This window comes from Delftia sp. WSY_16, assembly GCF_043104415.1.
Classification (GTDB): domain Bacteria; phylum Pseudomonadota; class Gammaproteobacteria; order Burkholderiales; family Burkholderiaceae_C; genus Comamonas; species Comamonas tsuruhatensis.
In genome coordinates this window covers 91,908-112,063 of sequence record NZ_JBICKS010000005.1, presented here as the reverse complement: position 1 = coordinate 112,063, position 20,156 = coordinate 91,908, and the positions used below count along the sequence as shown (strand labels likewise).

Sequence of the window (20,156 nt, the reverse complement as noted above, 5' to 3'; positions counted from 1 at the left end):
TGCCTCACCGTGCGGCCCCGTTCAGGCAGCGCGCCATCAGCGCGGCGCCCTCGGCCATGCGCGGGCCGGCGCGCACCAGCACGTCCAGCTCGGCCGGCGCAAAGCGGCAGACGCGCCCGGCCTGCATGGCGCGCATGCGGCCCCAGCCCGGATAGGGCTCGCCCGATGTGCCCAGGCTGCGGTCGCCGCCCAGGATGAAGTCCGGGTCGGCGCGCACCACGAATTCAGGGTTGATGCGCGGGAACGGCCCCAGCTGCGCACCCACGATGTTGCGCATGCCCAGGCGTGCCAGGGTCTCGCCGATGAACGAGGACTCGCCTGCGGCAAAGGGGCCACGGTTGACCTCGAAATACATGGTCTGCCCGCGCAGCGCGGGGGCCATGCTGCGCTCCACCTCCTGCATGCGCGCCTCGATGGCGGCCCAGACCCGGTCGGCACCCTGCTCGGGCGGCAGGTCCAGCAACTGGCCCACGGTGCGCAGCACGGCCTGCGCATCGGCATGGGTGCGCGGCTCCAGCGCCACGACCTTGAGGCCCAATGCCTGCAGCCGCGCCACCGAGCGCGAGGCCATGGACACCAGCACCAGATCGGGCTTGAGCGCGACGATGGCCTCGATGTTGGGATCGATTCCGCCGCCCATCACGGGCAGGGTCTTCACATGGGCCGGCCAGTTCGAATAGCGGTCCACGCCGACCAGGCGCTGGCAGCCGCCCAGTTCGCACACGGTCTCGGTCAGCGAGGGCAGCAGGCTGACGATGCGCTGCGGCGGCTGTGGCAGCTCCACCGGAACGCCCCGCCCGTCCGTGACCCGGATGGCAGCCTGCGCCGCAGACAGCGCCAGTGCCAACGCCAGGCCCCACAGGGCGGGACGCCATGGCCTCACGGCTGCGGGCCCTTGAGCGCCAACGGCAGGCCGGCGCACATCAGCGTGACGGTTTCGCAGCTTTGCGCCGCGCGCTGGTTGAGCACGCCCAGCGCATCGACGAAGGCCCTCACCTGCGATCCCAGCGGGATCACGCCCAGGCCGATCTCGTTGCCGACCAGGATCACCGGACCGGGCGCGCCCTGCAAGGCGTCAAGAAAGGCCGCACATTGGCCCGACCATCCACGCGTCAGTTCCTCGGAAGGCTGGGCCGGCATCATCCAGTTGGTCAGCCACAGCGTCAGGCAGTCCACCACCAGCAGGCGCTGCGGCGTGCTGTGCCGCGCAAGCATGGCGGCCAGGTCCAGGGGCTCCTCAAGCGTGGCCATGCCGGGCACGCGCTCGGCGCGGTCGCGCCGGTGGCGGGCGATGCGCTCGCGCATTTCGTCGTCCCAGGGCTGGCCGGTGGCGATCAGCGCGGCCTCGCGGTCCGGTGCGCCATCGAGCCAGGCGCGCGCCAGCAATTCGGCGCGGCGCGACTTGCCGCTTTTCTGGCCGCCCACAATGAGCTGGCTGCGGGGAAGCGAAACGGTGGAGATGGGCTCGGTCATCACGCGGTCCCCGGATGAATGTCGGCGCCCAGCAGCGCGGCCACGGCACGCGGCTGCGAGGCAAACCAGGCATGGAAATAGCTGGCATGCACGCTGCCGTGGCGGTACAGCGCCTCGCCCCGGTCGGGATGGGCGTCCTGTCCCGGACGGCTGCTGCGCCCGGCCTCGGTCATGGAAGTCTCCAGCCGGCTGTAGTGAAAGGTGTGGCCGCGCAGCAGGCCCCAGGGCGTGGGCAGCTGCAGCATGCCCAGTCCCGCCAGGCGCGGCTGCATGCAGGCATGGCCGGGCAACAGGCCCCAGAGGTCCGTGGTCCGGCCCGCGGTGTCGGTCAGTCGCTCGCACAGCGCCAGCATACCGCCGCACTCAGCCCAGACCGGGCGGCCGGCAGCCACGTGGCCGGCGATGTCGCCGCGCAGCGCGGCATTGGCGGCCAGAGCATCCAGGTGCAGCTCGGGATAGCCGCCGGGCAGCCACAGCGCATCGCAATCCGGCAGGCGCTCGCCGGCCAGCGGCGAGAAAAACGCCAGCCGCGCGCCCATGGCACGCAGGCAGTCGAGGTTGGCCGCATAGATGAAGCTGAAGGCCGCATCGCGCGCCACGGCCACGGTGCGGCCCGCCAGCCAGGGCTGCACCTGCTCGGTGCGTTCGGCAGGCAGCTCAAAATCCACGGACCAGTCCTGCCAGCTGGCGCCCTGCCCCGGCCCGGCCTGCCAGGGCAACTGGCCCAGCGGCGTAGCCTGCAGCGCATCGGCGGCCACGTCCAGGCGCACCAGCGCATCGTCCAGTTCATGTGCGGCGACCAGGCCCAGGTGTCTTTCGGGCAGCAGCGAGGCGGCGCCTTTGCCCTGCACGCGCGCCAGCGCGCCCAGCCACAGCGAGGGATCGCGCAGGCCGGCACGCAGCAGATCGGCATGGTGGGCGCTGCCCACGCGGTTGGCCAGCAGGCCGGCCCAGCGCAGGCCCGGCCGATAGTGCTGCAGGCCATGGGCCAGCGCGCCAAAGGTGCCGGCCATGCCCGAGGCGTCGATGACGGCCAGTACCGCCAGGCCCAGCCGCTCGGCCACATCGGCCGCGCAGGGCGTGCCGTCGAACAGCCCCATGACGCCTTCCACCAGGATGAGATCGGCCTCGCAGGCGGCTGCGTGCAGGCGTGCACGCATGTCGGACTCGCCCGTCATCCACAGGTCTACGCTGTGCACGGGCGCGCCGCTGGCCAGTTCATGCCAGTGCGGATCCAGGAAGTCGGGGCCGCACTTGAACACGCGCACGCGCCGGCCCTGGCGCGCATGCAGCCGCGCCAGCGCAGCCGTCAGCGTGGTCTTGCCCTGGCCCGAAGCCGTGGAAGTGATCAGCAGCGCCGGGCAGCGTGCCCCGCCCTGGCCAAGGTCAATGTTCATGTGTTCGCTCCGCGCGGCGCATTGTAGTGCGCGCCCGCACCGCGGCCGCAACCAATGCTTACGCAATACATCCCGCCGAAGCAGACGAGTCCTACAGATGGCGCTACGATTTTGTGAGACAGTCTGGCGCTCGCTCTCCAATACCCGAGCAAGGCGCTGACGTCAAGCCGTGTACGCCTGCCTGTTACCAGGTTTCCTCGGATACTTCCACGGAATGTGCTCACTTCGTTCGCACGTCCTACAATCTCAGCGTCTATGACCTCCCAGACTTCCCTCGACCACATTGCAGAGCGCGTGGAGCGCCTGCTGGTTCGCCACGAGGAACTGCAACGCACCAATGCGCTGCTCGCCGAGCAGGTGGCGGCCCTGACCCAGGAGCGTGATTCGCTGCGCTCGCGGCTCAACGCCGCCCGGGCCCGCGTCGATGCCCTGATCGAGCGCCTGCCCTCCAACCAGGGGGCCTGACCCCTTCGCAACCGCCGACGCCCCGAACGCCCATGAAGCAGATCGAAGTGCAAATCCTGCAGCAAAGCTATGTGCTGACCTGCCCCGATGGCCAGGAAGAGCGTCTGCTCGAAGCCGTGCGCCGTGTGGACACGGCCATGACCCGCATCCGCGACAGCGGCAAGGTCCGCTCCCGCGAGCGCGTGGCCGTGCTGTCCGCGCTGAACATGGCCTTCGACGTGCTGGACCGCGAAGCCCAGGAAAGCGCCATGGCCACGGCCCAGGCCGAGATGCAGTCCCTGCATGACGAGGCCGCTTCCCAGCACAACGCCCCATCCCAGCCGCCCGAGCCCAGCCCCGAGGAGCTGGCCGAGCGTGCGCGCCAGCAGGCCCTTGCCGAGCAACTGGTGCTGCGCCTGGACCAGGCCCTGGAGGGCGATGCGCGGCTGATCTGAGCCTGGGCCGCCGCTGCCTTTCCTTGCCCCGCACGACAGCCTCTTCGGAGGCTGTTTTCATTGCATCGCCCATGTCAATGAAAAGCCCATGCCGTTCAAAGAACTTGATCGCGGGCCTGATCAACGGCCTTAGAATGGAGGCGTCTGCAAACCCGCCGGGCTTTATAGTTCCTTGGACCAATGCTCTATGAGCCCGGGCTTGGTACATTGCCATTCGAGCGTGATCGTCTCGCGTCAGATGAACCCAACGTCTGGCTGCCCTTGCCCCCCTGAACCCCGGTTCAGGATGACGGCCCGGTGGTCTTTGCAGACACCTGATTCCAACCCGGCGCACCTCCACGGTGCGCCGGGTTTTTTGTTGCCCGCCCCTCCACTACCGATCTGCCGCCGCATGCCTGATCTGCTGTTTCTCGAACTGGCCCTGCTGGGCCTGTGCTCCGGTTTCCTGGCCGGCCTGCTGGGAGTGGGCGGCGGCATGGTGCTTGTGCCGTTTCTGACCTACTTTCTCGACAAGCGCGGGGTCGGCCCGGACCTGTCCGTGAAGATGGCGATCGCCACGGCCATGGCCACCATCGTGTTCACCTCGATCTCCAGCCTGCGCGCCCACCACGGTCGCGGCGCCGTGCGCTGGGACATCGTGCGCAGCCTGGCGCCGGGCATCATCACGGGCGGGCTGCTGGCCAGCCTGGGAGTCTTCGCACTGCTGCGTGGCAAGTACCTGGCGCTGTTCTTTGGCGTGTTCATCGGCTACATGGCGCTGCGCATGCTGCGCAGCAACAGCCAGCCCACGGCCACGCGCGCCCTGCCGGGGCCACTGGGGCTGTACGGTGCCGGCACGGGCCTGGGCTTCATCTCGGGGCTGGTGGGGGCAGGCGGAGCCTTCATCAGCGTGCCCTTCATGATGCGCTGCTCGGTGCCCATGCACATGGCCGTGGGCACCAGCGCGGCGCTGGGCTTTCCGATTGCCGTGGTGAATGCGGCAGGCCTGATCTTCACAGGCGCCGGTGATGCGGGACGCCCCGAATATTCGCTGGGCTACCTGTGGCTGCCGGCCCTGCTGGCCCTGGCCTGCTGCAGCGTGCTGACCGCGCCGCTGGGCGCGCGGGCCGCGCACCGGCTGCCCGTGGCCCAGCTCAAGCGGATCTTCGCCACGCTGCTGTTCGGCCTGGCGGCCTACATGCTCTGGAAGGGCTTGAGCGCGGGCAGCTGAGCGCTTGCCACCTGGGCCATTCTCTGCCGGTAGGCGATGGCGCCGATGCCGGCGCGCTGGGCTTGCAGGCATTCGCCGAATTGCTCGCGCGGCAGGCCCGGCGCGCACAGAAAGCCCTGGAAGTAGTGGCCCTGCATGCGGTGGATGGCCGTCAGCTGCTCGTGCGTTTCCACGCCCTCGGCCACGATCTCCACGCCCAGCGCCAGACCCAGGCTGATAATGGCGCCGACGATGGCCTGGTCGCCCTCGTCGCTGGGCAGGCCGCGCACGAAGCTCTGGTCGATCTTGATCTTGGAGATGGGCAGCTTCTTCAGGTAGGCCAGGTTGGAGTAGCCGGTGCCGAAGTCGTCAATCACCATGCCCACGCCCAGATCGGCGATCTGGCATACGCGCAGCGCCATGTCCTGTGCATCCTGCAGCAGGATGCTTTCGGTCAGCTCCAGCTCCAGCAGATGGGGCTCCAGGCCATAGCGGCGCAGCAGCTCGGTCACGCGCTCGACAAAGCCCGACTGGCGAAATTCCAGCGCCGAGACGTTGACCGACACCTTGATCGGCATGCCCTGCTTCTGCCAGCGCGCAGCCTCCTGCACCGCCTGCTCCATGACCCAGGCGCCCAGCGTGACGATGTAGCCCGACTCCTCGGCCAGCGGGATGAAGACACCGGGCGAGACCACGCCGAATTCGGGGTCGGTCCAGCGCAGCAGCGCCTCGGCCGCGACGATGCGGTCGCTGTCGATGTGCACCTGGGGCTGGAAGTACACGGCCATGCGGCCATGCTCCAGCGCCTGGCGCATGGCATGCTCCAGCTTCATGCGCGACAGCAGGCCCGCGCTCATTTGCGGCTGGTAGAAGCTGAAATGGCCCCGGCCCCGCTCCTTGACGCGGTACATGGCCGTGTCGGCCTGGCGGATCAGCTCGTCCAGCGTGAGGCCGTCGGCCGGGTACTGAGCCACGCCGATGCTGCACTGCACGGAAAAACCCAGGCCGTCGAGCAGGAAGGGCCGCTCCATCTCCTGCAGGATGCGCCTGGCCACCGCGGCAGCCAGCTCGGCGTTGCAGCCGTGCAGGTAGAGCACGAACTCGTCGCCGCCCAGGCGGCACAGGATGTCCACGGGCCGCATGCAGTCGCTCAGGCGCTGTGCGACCAGCTTGAGCACTCGGTCGCCGAACTGGTGGCCCAGCGAGTCGTTGATGATCTTGAAGCGGTCCAGGTCGATGAACAGGATGCTGAACACCGTGCCGCCTGCGCGTGCGGCCTCGATGGCCGCATCCACGCGCTCCGTGAGATTGAGCCGGTTGGGCAGGCCGGTGAGCGCGTCGCTGTAGGCCAGCTGTTCGATGCGCTGCTGTGCCACGCGCTGCTGGGTGAGGTCGCGCATGAAGCCGATGCTCTGCACCACGTCGCCCTGCGCATTGCGCAGCGGCACCCAGGACAGGCGCACGGCGCAGCGCGCACCGCCGGCCTGGCGCAGCCACAGGTCGCCCTCCCAGAAGCCGCCTTGATGCCACTGTATGCGGGCCAGGTCGCCCAGCGTGTCGGATGGGTCTTCGGTGGCTTCGAACAGCGATTCCACCGTGCGGCCCTGCACGGGCATGCCGCCCAGCAAGCGTTCGCAGGCCGGGTTGGTACGTGCCACGTCCATGTGGCCATCGGCGATGAAGATGCCGTCCAGGCTGGACTCGAAGACCCGCGCAGCCAGCTCCAGGCCCGCCTGGGTCTGGGCCTCGGCCGTGATGTCGCGGAAGGAGAAAATGCGCCCCATGGGCAGGCCCCGGCGCAGCTGGGGCACGGCGCGGCGCTCCAGGATGCGGCCGTCGCGCAGGTCCAGTACGTCGGACGCTTCCATCAGGGGCTGGGCCGACAGCAGCTTCAACTGCTGCGCGTAGGACTCGGCATCGCGCACCTGGCCGGCCAGGTGATCGAGGATGGCCGCGTCGTTGCGGCGTACCAGCAACGCCTCGGGGATGCCCCAGAGCGTGGCGAATCGGTGGTTGAAGGCGCGGATGCGGCCATCGGGATCGCACACCAGGATGGCGTCGGCCGCCGACTCCAGCGTGGCGCGCAACTCGCCCAGCAGGCTTTCGAATTCGGCCTCGTGCAGCGCCTGCTCGCGCCGGTCCAGCATGCTGACCAGGAGCACCTCGCCGTCGAGCGCGCGCACGCGCATCTCCACGGGCGCCAGCTGGCCGTCGGCACGGCGCACCTCGGAAATGAACTGGGCGCCGGCCTGCCAGTTGAAGGGGTCGCTCCAGAACGCCTGCTGCTGCGGCGTGGCGGCCAGCACCTGCACGGGCAGTCCCACGGCGGCATCGGTCTCATAGCCGGTGACGGATTCGCTGGCGGCGTTGGCGCGCAGCACCTTCAGGCTGCGGGCATCGATCAGCCACAGCGCCTCCTGCAGTGCATCGAGCAGGCGGGGCCAGGCGCGGTTGAGCGCTTGCTTGTTCAAGACGCCACCTTCGGCGGATCCAATTCCACCGCCCGTTCAAAGTAATAGCAGACACGCCGGCGCGGCGACAGATAGTCCAGCGCGTCGCGCGGCAACTGCGCAGGAGCCACGCCCCGGCGTATGCCCAGCGCGGGAAACAGCTCCAGCGCCAGCACGGGCGCCTGGGCGGCCGGCACGCTGGCGTCATGGACCATCACCGAAGGCTTGAGCGGCCGTGATGCATTGACGGACATGACCATGGCATGGCGCCCATCGGTCAGCTCCACCACCGAGCCCGGCGGGAACACGCCCATCATGCGGATGAAGCCATTGAGCACGGGCGCGGCGAACTTGTCGCGCAGCCGGCTGAACAGCATGGACAGCGCCTCGTGCGGCGTGTGCGGCGTCTGCGCATCGCCGGGATTGCACAGGCGGTCATAGGTGTTGACCAGGGCCAGGATCTGGCCCGTGAGCTCCATGTCCTCGGCCACCAGGCTCAGCGGGAATCCCGTGCCGTCGGCCCACTCATGGTGCTGTGCGATGGCGGTGGTGACCTGGGCCGACAGGCCCATGCGCATGGCGATGGCCACCGATTCACCCACATGGCGCTCGTAGCGGTCGCGCAGCGCGTCGGGCACGGAAGACTCCAGGGCCAGGCCGTGCATGCCTTCGGCGCCGGCCACCGGCTTGCCGGCATCGTGCAGCAGCGCCGCCAGGCCCAGGTCGCGCAGCAGCACAGCCTCCAGGCCCAGGGCCCGGCCCAGCAGCAGGCCGAGCACGGTCACGTTGACGGCGTGCACGCTCTGGTTGCTGCCCACGCCATCGGACAGGAGGTGAATCGCCACGTCCTGCGGGCCGGCCAGTTCGGCCAGGCAGCCGTCGACCAGGGCTTCGGTGGGCATGCGCGCCTGCTCGGGCGCGCTGGCAAGGGTGGTTTCGATGGCCACATAGCCACGCTCCACCTTCTGAAAGCGCGCATTGCAGTCCTCCAGCCGGCCGCGCCAGTTGGGCACGGACAGCAGCAGCGGCGCTGCCGGTGCAGGTTCCTCGGCGGGTTCGGCTGCAGCGGCCGCCACAGCGGGCAGCGGCTGCGGCGGCGGAGTGCGCACCTCGGCCGGCCAGGCGTCGCTTTTGTGCGGAACGCAGCGCACCGCCTCCAGGCCCAGGGATTTCAGGGTCTGGATCTGTGCGCTGGAGGTGATCTTGAAGCTGCTGACCGGAAAGGGATGGTTCAGCCATCCAACATCGAGCTGGACAAACATGCCCGGACGGAGGTCTCGGATATCGATGAGGACGGAATGGTTCACGCGCGGCAACGGCCCCGAGGCTGAAGGAATCGGCAAATGTAAGCCGATGATTCGGGCATTATCTCCAGTTCTGAGGGCCTTGCAGGCAATCCGCGACCCTCAGGACCAAGTCTGTCCCCCGCTGTTGTTCATCGGCACCAGAGACTGGGCTTGTAGATCAGGTCCATCCAAAGCGCCCACACGGCCACGCCCACCAGCATCAGGCCGGCCAGCCGCGTGCCCCATTCGGCACGCAGGCCGTTCAGGCGCTGGCGGCCCAGCCGCCACAGCCAGGGGCCGGCCACCAGCCACAGCCCGCTGCCCACGCCAAAGGCCGCCATGGCCAGCGCGCCCTGCAACGGGCCGCCGCTGAGCGCGGCGACCAGCACGGCCGAATACAGCAGTCCGCAAGGCATGAGCGCCCAGGCATAGCCCGCCGCCAGCGTGCCGCCAGGGGCGGACACCCAGGGCTGCACGCGCCGCCAGGCGGCGCGGCCCGCAGACTCCAGCCAGGCGGGCTGGCGGGCCTGCACCATCATGGCCAGGCCCCAGGCCATCACGGCGACATGGGTCAGCGTCCAGAACGGCTGCAGCGCCGTGGTCTGGCTGGTGAGCCAGGACAGGCTTTCCATGGCCAGCGCCGAGGCAGCGCCCAGGCTGGCATAGCCGGCCAGCCGCCCGCTATGGAACAGCGCCGTGCGCAGCCACAGCCGGCTTTGCAGTCCATGGACGGCGACCACCTGCCCACCACCCTGTACCGTGCCCTGCCCCGCCCCGCCCGTGACCACGCCGCAGGGCGCGGCGCACATGGCAAGGCAATGGGGCCCGCCGACGAGCCCCATGATCAAAGCGGTCCAGAGCAGCGACAACAGCATGGGGCCTAGATGATCCTCGAAAACCGCGCCCGGTTCTTGTCGGCCTGCAGATATCGGTCAAACAGCATGGCCACGCCACGCACGAAGTACCAGCCCATGGGCGTGACCTGGAATCCCTCGTCGCTGATCTGCACCAGCCCCTTGGCCTGCAGGTCCTGAAGCGCCGCCAGCTCGGGGGCGAAGTACTCGCGAAAGCCCAGCAGCCAGGCCTGCTCCATGGGCTCGAACAGCACGGCGCCCTGGCACATGATGGCCATGATGACGGCGCGCCGCACCAGATCATCGCGCGACAGTGCCAGGCCGCGCACCACGGGCAGGTGGCCGGCGTCGATGGCGTCGTAGTACTCCTCCAGCGTCTTGGCGTTCTGGCTGTAGCTGGCCCCCACCTTGCCGATGGCCGACACGCCCAGCGCAATCAGGTCGCAGTCGGGCTGGGTGCTGTAGCCCTGGAAGTTGCGATGCAGCCGGCCCTGGCGCTTGGCCACGGCCAGCGCGTCCTCGGGCAAGGCGAAGTGGTCCATGCCGACGTAGACATAGCCGCCGTCCATGAAGGCCGCGATGGAGCGCGAGAGCATGGCCAGCTTGTCGGCGCCCTGGGGCAGGTCCTCGGCCGCGATGCGCCGCTGCGGCTTGAAGCGCTCGGGCAGGTGGGCATAGGCATAGAGCGCGATGCGGTCGGGCCGCAGCGCATTGACCTGGGCCAGCGTGCGCTCGAAGGACTCGGGCGTCTGCTTGGGCAGGCCGTAGATCAGGTCCACGTTGATGGAGGCAAAGCCCAGCTGCCGTGCCGCTGCCACCAGCGCGAACACCTGCTCGGCCGGCTGCACGCGGTGCACGGCGATCTGCACCTGTTCGTCGAAGTCCTGCACGCCGAAGCTCAGGCGGTTGAAGCCCAGTTCCTTGAGCACGGCCAGGCGTTCGACGCTGACGGTGCGCGGATCGACCTCGATGGAGTATTCGCCGCCCGGCTCCAGCTTGAAATGCTCGCGCAGCAGGGCCATCAGCGTGCGCAGTTCATCGTCCGAGAAGAAGGTGGGCGTGCCGCCGCCCAGGTGCAGCTGGCTGACGGCCTGGCCCTTGCCGCAATGGGCCGTGTGCAAGGCCATCTCGCGCGCCAGGTAGTCCAGGTAGACGGCCGCGCGATCGTGGTGGCGCGTCACGATCTTGTTGCAGGCGCAGTAGTAGCACAGCGACTCGCAGAACGGCACATGCACATACAGCGACAAAGGCATGGCCCGCGCTGCGGTACTCGATTTGCGGTGCTCAAGTGCCAGGATATAGTCTTCAGCACCGAAAGCCTCCACGAAACGATCGGCCGTGGGGAACGAGGTGTATCGGGGCCCCGGTACGTCGAAGCGACGCAGCAGCTCTGGGGTGACAGCGGTCATGGGTTTTTTCCTCTAATGTCGTCCACTGTGCCGCAGCCCATTGGCCGCGTCCTTGACTCATATCAAGAGTTGTTCGCGGCAGTGCTGCGACAATTTGATCCAACTCATCGCCATCCACGAGGTCACCGCCGGCGCACTGCTGCGCCGCTGATGTTTACTCCATGAACCTTCAGACCATCAAAGCATCCTGTTCCAATTGCAACCTGCGCGAGCTGTGCATGCCCATGGGCCTGGATGCCGAGCAGATGCAGCGCATCGACGACATCGTGGCCACGCGCCGCAAGGTCAAGCGCGGCGGCCTGCTGTTTCGCAACGGTGAGTCCTTCACCTCGCTGTACGCCATCCGCACGGGCTTCTTCAAGACCTGCGTGGCCACCGAGGACGGGCGCGACCAGGTCACGGGCTTTCAGATGGCCGGCGAGATCATCGGCCTGGATGGCATCGTCAACGACCACCACACCTGCGATGCGGTCGCGCTGGAAGACGCCGAGGTCTGCGTCATGCCCTTCGACAAGCTGGAGGACCTGTCGCGCGAGGTCACGGCCCTGCAAAACCATGTGCACAAGGTCATGAGCCGCGAGATCGTGCGCGAGCATGGCGTGATGCTGCTGCTGGGCAGCATGCGTGCCGAGGAGCGCCTGGCCGCCTTCGTGCTCAACCTGGTGCAGCGCCTGCACGCCCGGGGCTTTTCCAAGTCGGAACTGGTGCTGCGCATGACGCGCGAGGAAATCGGCAGCTACCTTGGCCTGAAGCTGGAGACGGTGAGCCGCACCTTCTCGAAGTTTGCCGAAGAAAACATCATCGAGGTGCGCCAGCGCCATCTGCGCATCCTGGACACGGACGCGCTCAAGCGCATTGTCAACAGCCAGCAGTGCCAGTGAGGCCGCAAGGCCCCGCCCCCCGGCAATGAACAAGGCCCGCTGTCGCGGGCCTTGTTCATTGCCATTGCAGTGCACGCAGGTTCAATCGCGCCCCAGGCCCTGCATGGCCAGATTTGGGTCCGGCTCGGAGACCACGCCGTCGTTGAGATCGTGCGTGGAGCGTCCCAGCATGGTGGTCATGAGGCTGGACAGCATGGTCACGCCCCAGAAGGCGAAGAAGGCCAGCGTGTAGATTCCCTGCCGCGACCAGCCCAGGTCGCCGAGCCAGTGCAGCTCCAGCGGGTCCACGAAGGCGAATACCAGCATCTCCATCACGGCGGCGGCCAGAAAGGCCGGCCAGGCAATCCACATCCAGCGTTGGGCCAACATCAGCGATCTCCTTGAGCTGTCGAGGGGTGGCTTTCATTGTGCGCGCCGCCCGCGCACCGTGCCAAGCCCTGCGCACCCTGCACTGCCTGTAGGAAACCCTTGGCCCTCGCGCATGCTGGAGATGCCATCCACCATGCAAAAAGGCCGCGACTGCGGCCTTGTGCACGGCATTTTCCTGCCTTCAGCGGTCCGTGGGATGGTCCTGCGCGGGCGTGGCCGCGTGGTTGCGGCCGGTGACCGCGGGCGCCAGGCTCTTGGGCACTTCGCGCACGCCATCGGCACGCTCGTTGATGGTGATGCCATTGCGGTAATAGTCAGGATCGATCACGGGATCGGCGCCATTGATCGCAATGACGGCCGTGACCACGCCAGCCACCACGACGGCGGCCGGGCCGGCCACCACGAGCCAGACATGGGCGAACTTCCACCAGGGCTTGCCGGCGTCCGGATGCGAAGGGGCCGTGGCGGGCGCGGAGACTGCGGGACTGGAAGACATGGATAACCTCTTTCTTTCAAACAGCCGGCGCAGCCTGGGCGGTGCCGGCCAGACATATCACCGGGGCACCAGGAAGACGGCCTTTTCGGACGCGCGTCCCGCGCCTGAATGCACGGCATCGATATCGAAGAATACGGTGTGCGAGCCCGGCTCGGCGGAACCGTAGGGAATCTGCAGCCGCGCCGCAATGCCGCGCGTCTCGGCCGGGCCGACCTCGACCTCCTGCTCGGACGCCAGCTCCAGCCCGTCGAGGCCATGGGCGCTGATGCGGTAGCGCTGGGCCTGCTCGGTGGCATTCATGATCTGCAGGCGGTAGACATTTTCCAGCTTGCCGCCCGCGACGATGCGCGACAGCGACGCCCGGTCGCGTATCACGTCGACCTTGACCGACTGGCGCAGCGCCAGGCTCACGATCATGGCCATGCTCAGGCCGATCAGCACGGCCGAGTAGACCAGCACGCGCGGACGGAAGATGCGGCGCAGCACCTGGGCCCGCCGCCACAGGCCGGCCATGGCGTTCTGCGTGGTCAGCCGGATGAGGCCGCGCGGATACTCCATCTTGTCCATGATGGAATTGCAGGCGTCTATGCACAGACCGCAGCCTATGCATTCGTACTGCAGGCCGTTGCGGATGTCGATGCCCACGGGGCAGACCTGCACGCACATCTTGCAGTCGATACAGTCGCCCAGGCCCTGGGCCTTGTAGTCCACCTTCTTGGTGCGAGGCGCGCGCGGCTCGCCCCGGCCCGTGTCGTAGCTGACGATCATGGTGTCGCGGTCGAACATGGCGCTCTGAAAGCGCGCATAGGGGCACATGTACTTGCAGACCTGCTCGCGCATGTAGCCGGCGTTGCCATAGGTGGCGAAGCCGTAGAACAGCACCCAGAAGACCTGCCAGCTGCCCTGCAGCGCCAGCAGCTCGCCGCCCAGCTCGCGGATGGGCACGAAGTAGCCCACGAAGGTGAAGCCGGTCCACAGGGCAATGGCAATCCACAGCAACTGCTTGAGCGACTTCTTCCAGAGCTTTTCAAAGGTCCAGCCGTTCTTGTCCAGGCGCATGCGCGCGCTGCGGTCGCCCTCGACCTTGCGCTCCACCCACATGAAGATTTCGGTGTAGACCGTCTGCGGGCAGGAAAAGCCGCACCACAGGCGACCGGCCACGGCCGTGAACAGGAACAGCGCCAGCGCCGAGATGATCAGCAGGCCCGCCAGGTAGATGAAATCCTGCGGGTACAGCACCAGCCCGAACAGGTAAAAGCGCCGCGCACCCAGGTCGAACAGCACCATCTGGCGCTGCCCCCATTCCAGCCAGGGCAGGCCATAGAAAACCAGTTGGGTGAGAAACACCAGAGCCCATCGCCAGCGTGCGAAGACACCGCTGATGGAGCGCGGGTAGACCTTCTTCTCGGACTCGAACATCGACACCAGCTGGCCCGGGTCCGGGTCGGCAGGCGTGATCGGAATGACTTTGCGGGGAGGCTTCCCGGCATCATCCCCGTTCTCGGGCTTCATGGTGGGTTCCTTGGTTTTTTGGAATATCTGAAAACTCAAAAGGCAAAAAGGCGGCGCCGCAGCGCCGCCCCCTGTCCTTATTGACGGACTGCGCCGTCTTTGTGCGACATGCCCCAGACATAGGAGGCAAGCACCGCGATCTGCGCCTCGGTCAGCTTGTCCTTCTGGGCAGGCATCTCGTTGTGCTTGCCGTTGTTGATCATGGCCGTGATGGCGGCCTCGCCCCAGCCGTGCAGCCAGATGTCATCGGTCAGGTTGGGCGCGCCCAGGGCCTGGTTGCCCTTGCCGTCCATGCCATGGCAGGCGGCGCAGGCCGTGAACTTGGACTTGCCCAGCGAAGCCTTGAGCGAGTCGTGCGGGCTGCCCGACAGGCTCAGCACATAGTGCGAGAGGTTGCGCACATCGTCGGGCGTGCCGACGGCAGCGGCCATGGGCGGCATGATGCCGATGCGGCCCGCCGTGATGGTTTCCCTGATCTTGTCGGGCGTGCCGCCATGCAGCCAGTCGCCATCGGTCAGGTTGGGGAAGCTCTTGCCGCCGCGTGCATCCGAGCCGTGGCACTGCGCGCAGTTGTTCATGAACAGGCGCTCGCCGATGGCCATGGCCTGGGGGTCCTTGGCCATGTCTTCGGTGCTCATGCTCGTGAACTTGGCGTACAGCGGCTCCAGGTCCGCGCGGGCCTTGGCCATCTCGTTTTCATAGGCGCCCAGCTGCGTCCAGCCCAGCTTGCCCGCGAACGAGCCCAGGCCCGGATAGGCCGCCAGGTAGGCGAAGCCGAACACCGAGGTGATGATGAACAGCCACATCCACCACTTGGGCATGGGGTTGTTCAGCTCGCGCAGGTCCTCGTCCCAGACGTGGCCCGTGGTGTTGTCGGCCGAGGGGACCACCTTCTTGCGTGCGGTGAGATACAGCAGCAGCAGGCAGCCGATGATGCCGCCCAGCGTGATCGCCGTGACATAGATCGACCAGAAGTTGTTTACGAAATCGCTCATGGGAAGTTCTCGTTCTGGTGGAGGGACTCAGTCTTGCTCGAACGGCAGCTGGGCGGCCTCTTCGAAACGGGCCTGGTTGCGGCGGGCGAACGCCCACCACCAGATACCGATGAAGCAGGCCAGAGAGGCCAGCGTGGCCACGATGCGCATGGTGGTGATGTCCATGTCGCTCTCCTTTACTTGACCGAACGGCCCAGCACCTGCAGGTAGGCGATGACGGCGTCCATTTCCGTCTTGCCCTTGACCTGCTCGGCGGCGCCGCTGATTTCCTCGTCGCTGTAGGGCACGCCCACCTTGCGCAGCGCGCTCATGTGCTGGGCGACCACGGTGTCATCCACCTTGTTCTTCTCCAGCCAGGAGTAGGCAGGCATGTTGGACTCGGGCACCACGTCGCGCGGGTTGTTCAGGTGGATGCGGTGCCATTCGTCGCTGTACTTGCCGCCCACGCGGTGCAGGTCGGGACCCGTGCGCTTGGAACCCCACTGGAAGGGGTGGTCGTAGACGAACTCGCCAGCCACCGAGTAGTGGCCGTAGCGCATGGTCTCGGCGCGGAAGGGGCGGATCATCTGCGAGTGGCAGTTGTAGCAGCCCTCGCGCAGATAGACGTCGCGGCCCATCAGCTGCAGCGGCGTGTAGGGCTTGAGGCCCGCCACCGCTTCCGTGGTCGACTTCTGGAAGAACAGCGGAACGATTTCCACCAGGCCGCCGACGGCGACCACCAGCAGGGTCAGCACGATCAGCAGGAAATTGTTGGTTTCCACCTTCTCGTGGGAAAAGCTCTTGGGAGCGCTATGGTTGTGATCGGACATGAGTAATGCTCCTAGACGCTCAGGCGTGGGCCACGACGGCAGGCACGGCCACCTTCACGGAACGGCCGGAGATCGCGGTCTTCCAGGTGTTCCACAGCATGACCAGCATGCCGCCCAGGTACAGCAGGCCACCGGCCACGCGGATCACGTAGAACGGATAGCTGGCCTTGACGCTTTCGACGAAGGTGTAGGTCAGCGTGCCATCGGGATTGACGGCGCGCCACATCAGGCCCTGCATCACACCGGCGATCCACATCGCGGCGATGTACAGCACGATGCCGATGGTGGCCATCCAGAAGTGCAGCTCGATGGCGCCCACCGAGTGCATCTTGGTCTTGCCGAACAGGCGCGGGATCAGGTAGTACAGCGAGCCCATGGTGATCAGGCCCACCCATCCGAGGGCGCCCGAGTGAACGTGGCCCACGGTCCAGTCCGTGTAGTGCGACAGCGCGTTGACGGTCTTGATGGACATCATCGGACCCTCGAACGTGGACATGCCGTAGAACGACAGCGACACGATCAGGAAGCGCAGGATGGGATCGTCGCGCAGCTTGTGCCATGCGCCCGACAGCGTCATCACGCCGTTGATCATGCCGCCCCAGCTGGGAGCCAGCAGGATCAGCGAGAACACCATGCCCACGGACTGCGTCCAGTCGGGCAGCGCGGTGTAGTGCAGGTGGTGAGGACCCGCCCACATGTAGGTGAAGATCAGCGCCCAGAAGTGGACGATGGACAGGCGGTAGCTGTAGACCGGACGGCCAGCCTGCTTGGGAATGAAGTAATACATCATGCCCAGGAAGCCTGCGGTCAGGAAGAAGCCCACGGCGTTATGGCCGTACCACCACTGCACCATGGCGTCCTGCACGCCGGCGTAGGCCGAGTAGCTCTTCATCCAGCCGGCCGGAATGGCCGCGCTGTTGACGATGTGCAGCAGCGCCACGGCAATGATGAAGGCGCCGAAGAACCAGTTGGCCACATAGATGTGACGGACCTTGCGGATGCCGATGGTTCCGAAGAACACGATGGCATACGAGACCCAGGTCACGGCGATCAGCAGGTCGATCGGCCACTCCAGCTCGGCGTACTCCTTGCCCTGGGTGTAGCCCAGCGGCAGGCTGATCGCGGCGGCGAGAATGACGATCTGCCAGCCCCAGAAGGTCAGGCTGGCCAGCTTGGGCATGAACAGCCGCGTCTGGCAGGTGCGCTGCACCACGTAGTAGCTGGTTGCGAACAGCGCCGATCCGCCAAAGGCAAAGATCACGGCGTTCGTGTGCAGCGGACGCAGGCGTCCGTAGCTCAGCCATGGAATGCCGAAGTTGAGTTCCGGCCAGGCCAGCTGCGAGGCGATCAACACCCCGACAGCCATGCCCACCACTCCCCAGACGACGGCCATGATAGAGAACTGCCTTACGACGGTATCGTCGTAATAGACAGCGTTGTTATTTGAACTATCCATCGTGCACCCCTTAGATTGCTATCAAAGTGTTACTTTCTTCGCTGTCGGGCGTGTTGACCCACGTCAATCGTCCCGAAGAATGCGTTCGCCCTCTTGTTCCACGCTCTCGAATTGCCCTCGATAGACGGCCCACCACAGGGCCGCGAGGATGGCGAGCACAAGCACCACCGACAGCGGGATCAGTAAATAGAGAATGTCCATAGTCAGAACCTCCCCACCGTTGCGGTGGAGCCCGTCGGCATGGTGACGGACGCTGCGGGCGCAGCAGGCGTGCCCGTGTGATTCGTCAAGGCCAGTGGAAGGCTGCGCGCAAGGCGCGCGGCGTTGAGCACCACCAGCAGCGAACTCAGTGCCATTCCCAGGCCGGCCACCCAGGCAGGCATGAAGCCCGCCAGGGCCAGTGGAATCGACACCGCGTTGTAAGCGGCAGCCCAGGCCATGTTCTGGCGCACCACCTGCAGTGTGCGGCGCGACAACAGACATGCCTGGAGCACCAGTTCCAGGCTGTCGCCCAGAACAACGAAATCTGCGCGCGATTGTGCCAGCGGCACTGCTCTACCAAAAGCAAAAGAGACATGCGCTCCAGCTAAAACTGGGCCGTCGTTGAGGCCGTCGCCCACCATGGCCACATGGTGGCCGGCTGCCTGCGCCTGCTGCAGCCGCTCCAGCTTGTCCTGCGGGCTGCAGCCGCCGTGGGCCTGGGTGATGCCCACGCGCGCCGCCATGGCGCGTGCGGCGTCCTCGCGGTCGCCGGACAGCAGCATCACGGCGATGCCCTGCTTGCCGAGCGCCTGCACGACGGCGGCGGCCTCGGGCCGCACGTCCTCGCTGAGTACAAAACGCGCCAGCGTATGCCAGCCCTGTTCGGTCTGCTCGGCCAGCAACACGCCCTGCACGGGCTGCTCGCCCGCCACGCCCGCATGCAAGGCCGACCCCAGGCGCAGATGGCGGCGTCCGCCCGGGCCCTGCACCCAGGCGTCCAGGCCCAGGCCTGCCACTTCCTGCATGGTGTCCAGCTTCCAGTGCGTCGCGGCATGGGCGCCGGCCTGCGCGATGGCGCGCGAGGCCGGGTGCATGGACTGGCGCGCCAGCAGCGCCGCCAGCGCCAGCACCTCGTCGGCATCCTCGCCGCGCGCAGGCTCGAACGAGGACAGCGCCAGGCCGTCGCGTGTGAGCGTGCCGGTCTTGTCGAACACCAGGGTGTCCACGGCGGCCAGCGCTTCCAGGCCCTGCAGGTTGCGCACCAGCACGCCGCTGCGCGCCAGCGTGCCGGCGGCCGTGAGCATGGCCACGGGCGTGGCCAGCGACAGCGCGCAGGGGCAGGTGACGATGAGCACGGCCACGGCCACCATCATGGCCTTGCCGGGATCGGTGGGCCACCACCAGATGGCAGCGCCCAGCGCGGCCAGCAGCACCACGACCAGGAAGGGCCGCGCCACCTTGTCGGCCAGCTGGGCCAGGCGCGGCTTTTGCAGCGAGGCGCTTTCCATCAGGCCCACGATCTGGGCGAAGCGCGTGTCGGCCCCCACGCCGTCCACGCGCACATCGACCACGGCGTCCAGGTTGTAGCTGCCGGCCGTGACGCTGTCGCCCTCGGCACGCAGCACGGGCGTGGACTCGCCCGTGAGCAGGGCCTCGTCGGCATGGGTGCGGCCGCGCACGATGGTGCCGTCGGCCGGGAAGGCCTCGCCGCTGAGCACGCGCACCAGGTCGCCGGCACGCAGGCGGCGCGTGGCCACGCGCTCGAAGTGGCCGGCCGCGTTCTCGCGCAGCACGGCATCCGGCAGGCGGTTCATCACCGCCTCCAGCGCACCGGCCGTGCGGTCGCGCAGCCGCAGCTCCAGCCAGCGGCCGGACAGCAGGAAGAAGACGAACATGGTCAGCGAGTCGTAGAAGACTTCCTCGCCGAAGGGCCCCGAAGGATCGAAGGTGCCCAGCGAGCTGATCACGAAGGTGATCAGCATGCCCAGCGCCACGGGCAGGTCCATGCTCACGCGGCGCTGGCGTATGTCGCGCAGCGCGCTGGAGAAGAAGGGTCCGCAGCAAAACAGCACCACGGGCAGCGAGATGACCCAGGAGGCCCAGCGCAGCAGCGTCTCCATCTCCTGCGACAGGTCGCCGGGGCGGGCCACGTAGGCGGGCCACGCATACATCATCACCTGCATCATGCAAAAGCCGGCCACCAGCCAGCGCCACAGCGCACGGCGGCTCTCGGCCTGGCGGCGCTCGCGCGCAAAGGCATCGCGCGCAGGAAGCGCCTGGTAGCCGGCGCGCCGCACGGCCTCCATCCACTGGGATGGAAGCACCTGCTCGTGGCGCCAGGTGACTCGCGCGCGGCGCGTGGCTGCGCTGACTTCGGCCTTCTCCACCCCGGGCACGGCCCGCAGCGCATCCTCGATGGTCAGCGCGCATGCGGCACAGTGCATGCCCTCCAGAACGACGTGCGAATCCCAGGCAGGGAAATCGGTGGGTTCTTTGGAAGGGTCGGCGGGAGTTGCGGGGCCTGCGGGCCGTCCGAACGAACTCCACTCCTGCGGATCATCCAGCAGTCGGGCCGTGGCCTGCTGCGAGGGCGAGAGACCTGAATCAGGCGCCGCCACCGCCGCCTCGCTGGATGGGGCTGCAATGGTGTGGGGCATGGTTCTTAGCGTAATCGGGGGGCATGATAAGCGTATTGACAT

20 protein-coding genes are annotated in these 20,156 nt (G+C 67.3%); 4 read left to right on the top strand and 16 right to left on the bottom strand.

The window, feature by feature from the left end:
* Positions 1-4: 4 nt before the first annotated feature.
* The 3 genes from ACF8O7_RS03615 to ACF8O7_RS03605 are packed head-to-tail and all read right to left on the bottom strand — an operon-like array spanning position 5 to position 2,870.
* Positions 5-883, bottom strand: coding sequence for an ABC transporter substrate-binding protein (locus ACF8O7_RS03615; protein WP_392442372.1), 879 nt, complete (start codon positions 881-883; stop codon positions 5-7).
* Positions 880-1,473, bottom strand: a complete 594-nt coding sequence (locus ACF8O7_RS03610; RefSeq protein WP_016445213.1) for a bifunctional adenosylcobinamide kinase/adenosylcobinamide-phosphate guanylyltransferase — start codon at positions 1,471-1,473, stop codon at positions 880-882. The genes ACF8O7_RS03615 and ACF8O7_RS03610 overlap by 4 nt, the downstream gene beginning before the upstream one ends.
* Positions 1,473-2,870, bottom strand: coding sequence for a cobyrinate a,c-diamide synthase (locus tag ACF8O7_RS03605; protein ID WP_017407403.1), 1,398 nt, complete (start codon positions 2,868-2,870; stop codon positions 1,473-1,475). Before ACF8O7_RS03605 ends, ACF8O7_RS03610 begins: the two co-directional genes overlap by 1 nt.
* A gap of 255 nt (positions 2,871-3,125) precedes the next feature.
* On the opposite strand from ACF8O7_RS03605, the gene ACF8O7_RS03600 reads away from it, so the two are divergent.
* The 3 genes from ACF8O7_RS03600 to ACF8O7_RS03590 all read left to right on the top strand — a co-directional run bounded on the left by ACF8O7_RS03600 (position 3,126) and on the right by ACF8O7_RS03590 (position 4,979).
* The gene (locus ACF8O7_RS03600; RefSeq protein ID WP_012204637.1) at positions 3,126-3,335 is read left to right on the top strand and encodes a hypothetical protein; all 210 of its coding nucleotides are present in this window, start codon (positions 3,126-3,128) and stop codon (positions 3,333-3,335) included.
* A 32-nt stretch (positions 3,336-3,367) separates the two neighbouring features.
* Positions 3,368-3,769 (top strand): cell division protein ZapA, encoded by a 402-nt coding sequence (locus ACF8O7_RS03595; RefSeq protein WP_016445211.1) that lies wholly within the window; start codon positions 3,368-3,370, stop codon positions 3,767-3,769.
* Positions 3,770-4,160: 391 nt separating this feature from the next.
* Positions 4,161-4,979: a sulfite exporter TauE/SafE family protein gene (locus tag ACF8O7_RS03590; RefSeq protein WP_016445210.1), complete on the top strand. Its 819-nt coding sequence runs from the start codon at positions 4,161-4,163 to the stop codon at positions 4,977-4,979.
* Here ACF8O7_RS03590 and ACF8O7_RS03585 read toward each other — a convergent pair.
* The 4 genes from ACF8O7_RS03585 to hemN all read right to left on the bottom strand — a co-directional run bounded on the left by ACF8O7_RS03585 (position 4,943) and on the right by hemN (position 10,957).
* A complete protein-coding gene (locus ACF8O7_RS03585) occupies positions 4,943-7,429 on the bottom strand; it encodes a bifunctional diguanylate cyclase/phosphodiesterase (RefSeq protein WP_017407404.1) in 2,487 nt (828 codons plus the stop codon). The genes ACF8O7_RS03590 and ACF8O7_RS03585 overlap by 37 nt on opposite strands.
* Positions 7,426-8,670, bottom strand: coding sequence for an HD-GYP domain-containing protein (locus ACF8O7_RS03580; RefSeq protein WP_392412338.1), 1,245 nt, complete (start codon positions 8,668-8,670; stop codon positions 7,426-7,428). Before ACF8O7_RS03580 ends, ACF8O7_RS03585 begins: the two co-directional genes overlap by 4 nt.
* A gap of 173 nt (positions 8,671-8,843) precedes the next feature.
* Positions 8,844-9,569, bottom strand: a complete 726-nt coding sequence (locus ACF8O7_RS03575) for a sulfite exporter TauE/SafE family protein (RefSeq protein ID WP_392442370.1) — start codon at positions 9,567-9,569, stop codon at positions 8,844-8,846.
* A 5-nt stretch (positions 9,570-9,574) separates the two neighbouring features.
* Positions 9,575-10,957: an oxygen-independent coproporphyrinogen III oxidase gene (hemN, locus tag ACF8O7_RS03570; protein WP_016445206.1), complete on the bottom strand. Its 1,383-nt coding sequence runs from the start codon at positions 10,955-10,957 to the stop codon at positions 9,575-9,577.
* 161 nt (positions 10,958-11,118) lie between these two features.
* Between hemN and fnr the strand changes: the two genes are divergently transcribed.
* Positions 11,119-11,838, top strand: coding sequence for a fumarate/nitrate reduction transcriptional regulator Fnr (gene fnr, locus ACF8O7_RS03565; RefSeq protein WP_016445205.1), 720 nt, complete (start codon positions 11,119-11,121; stop codon positions 11,836-11,838).
* A gap of 81 nt (positions 11,839-11,919) precedes the next feature.
* Here the strand turns inward: fnr and ACF8O7_RS03560 are convergent, their stop codons facing one another.
* The 9 genes from ACF8O7_RS03560 to ACF8O7_RS03520 form a co-directional block, all read right to left on the bottom strand.
* Positions 11,920-12,207: a hypothetical protein gene (locus ACF8O7_RS03560; RefSeq protein ID WP_016445204.1), complete on the bottom strand. Its 288-nt coding sequence runs from the start codon at positions 12,205-12,207 to the stop codon at positions 11,920-11,922.
* Positions 12,208-12,388: 181 nt separating this feature from the next.
* Entirely contained in the window at positions 12,389-12,703 is a 315-nt protein-coding gene (locus ACF8O7_RS03555) for a FixH family protein (protein WP_016445203.1), read from the bottom strand.
* 57 nt (positions 12,704-12,760) lie between these two features.
* Entirely contained in the window at positions 12,761-14,215 is a 1,455-nt protein-coding gene (gene ccoG / locus ACF8O7_RS03550) for a cytochrome c oxidase accessory protein CcoG (RefSeq protein WP_016445202.1), read from the bottom strand.
* Between the two features lie 77 nt (positions 14,216-14,292).
* Positions 14,293-15,210 (bottom strand): cytochrome-c oxidase, cbb3-type subunit III, encoded by a 918-nt coding sequence (gene ccoP, locus ACF8O7_RS03545; protein ID WP_016445201.1) that lies wholly within the window; start codon positions 15,208-15,210, stop codon positions 14,293-14,295.
* A gap of 27 nt (positions 15,211-15,237) precedes the next feature.
* A complete protein-coding gene (locus ACF8O7_RS03540) occupies positions 15,238-15,375 on the bottom strand; it encodes a cbb3-type cytochrome c oxidase subunit 3 (RefSeq protein ID WP_016445200.1) in 138 nt (45 codons plus the stop codon).
* Between the two features lie 11 nt (positions 15,376-15,386).
* Positions 15,387-16,019: a cytochrome-c oxidase, cbb3-type subunit II gene (gene ccoO / locus ACF8O7_RS03535; protein ID WP_016445199.1), complete on the bottom strand. Its 633-nt coding sequence runs from the start codon at positions 16,017-16,019 to the stop codon at positions 15,387-15,389.
* A gap of 19 nt (positions 16,020-16,038) precedes the next feature.
* Positions 16,039-17,475: a cytochrome-c oxidase, cbb3-type subunit I gene (gene ccoN, locus ACF8O7_RS03530; RefSeq protein ID WP_016445198.1), complete on the bottom strand. Its 1,437-nt coding sequence runs from the start codon at positions 17,473-17,475 to the stop codon at positions 16,039-16,041.
* Between the two features lie 63 nt (positions 17,476-17,538).
* A complete protein-coding gene (gene ccoS, locus ACF8O7_RS03525) occupies positions 17,539-17,676 on the bottom strand; it encodes a cbb3-type cytochrome oxidase assembly protein CcoS (protein ID WP_013803228.1) in 138 nt (45 codons plus the stop codon).
* 2 nt (positions 17,677-17,678) lie between these two features.
* A complete protein-coding gene (locus ACF8O7_RS03520) occupies positions 17,679-20,114 on the bottom strand; it encodes a cation-translocating P-type ATPase (RefSeq protein ID WP_047327124.1) in 2,436 nt (811 codons plus the stop codon).
* Positions 20,115-20,156: the final 42 nt, after the last annotated feature.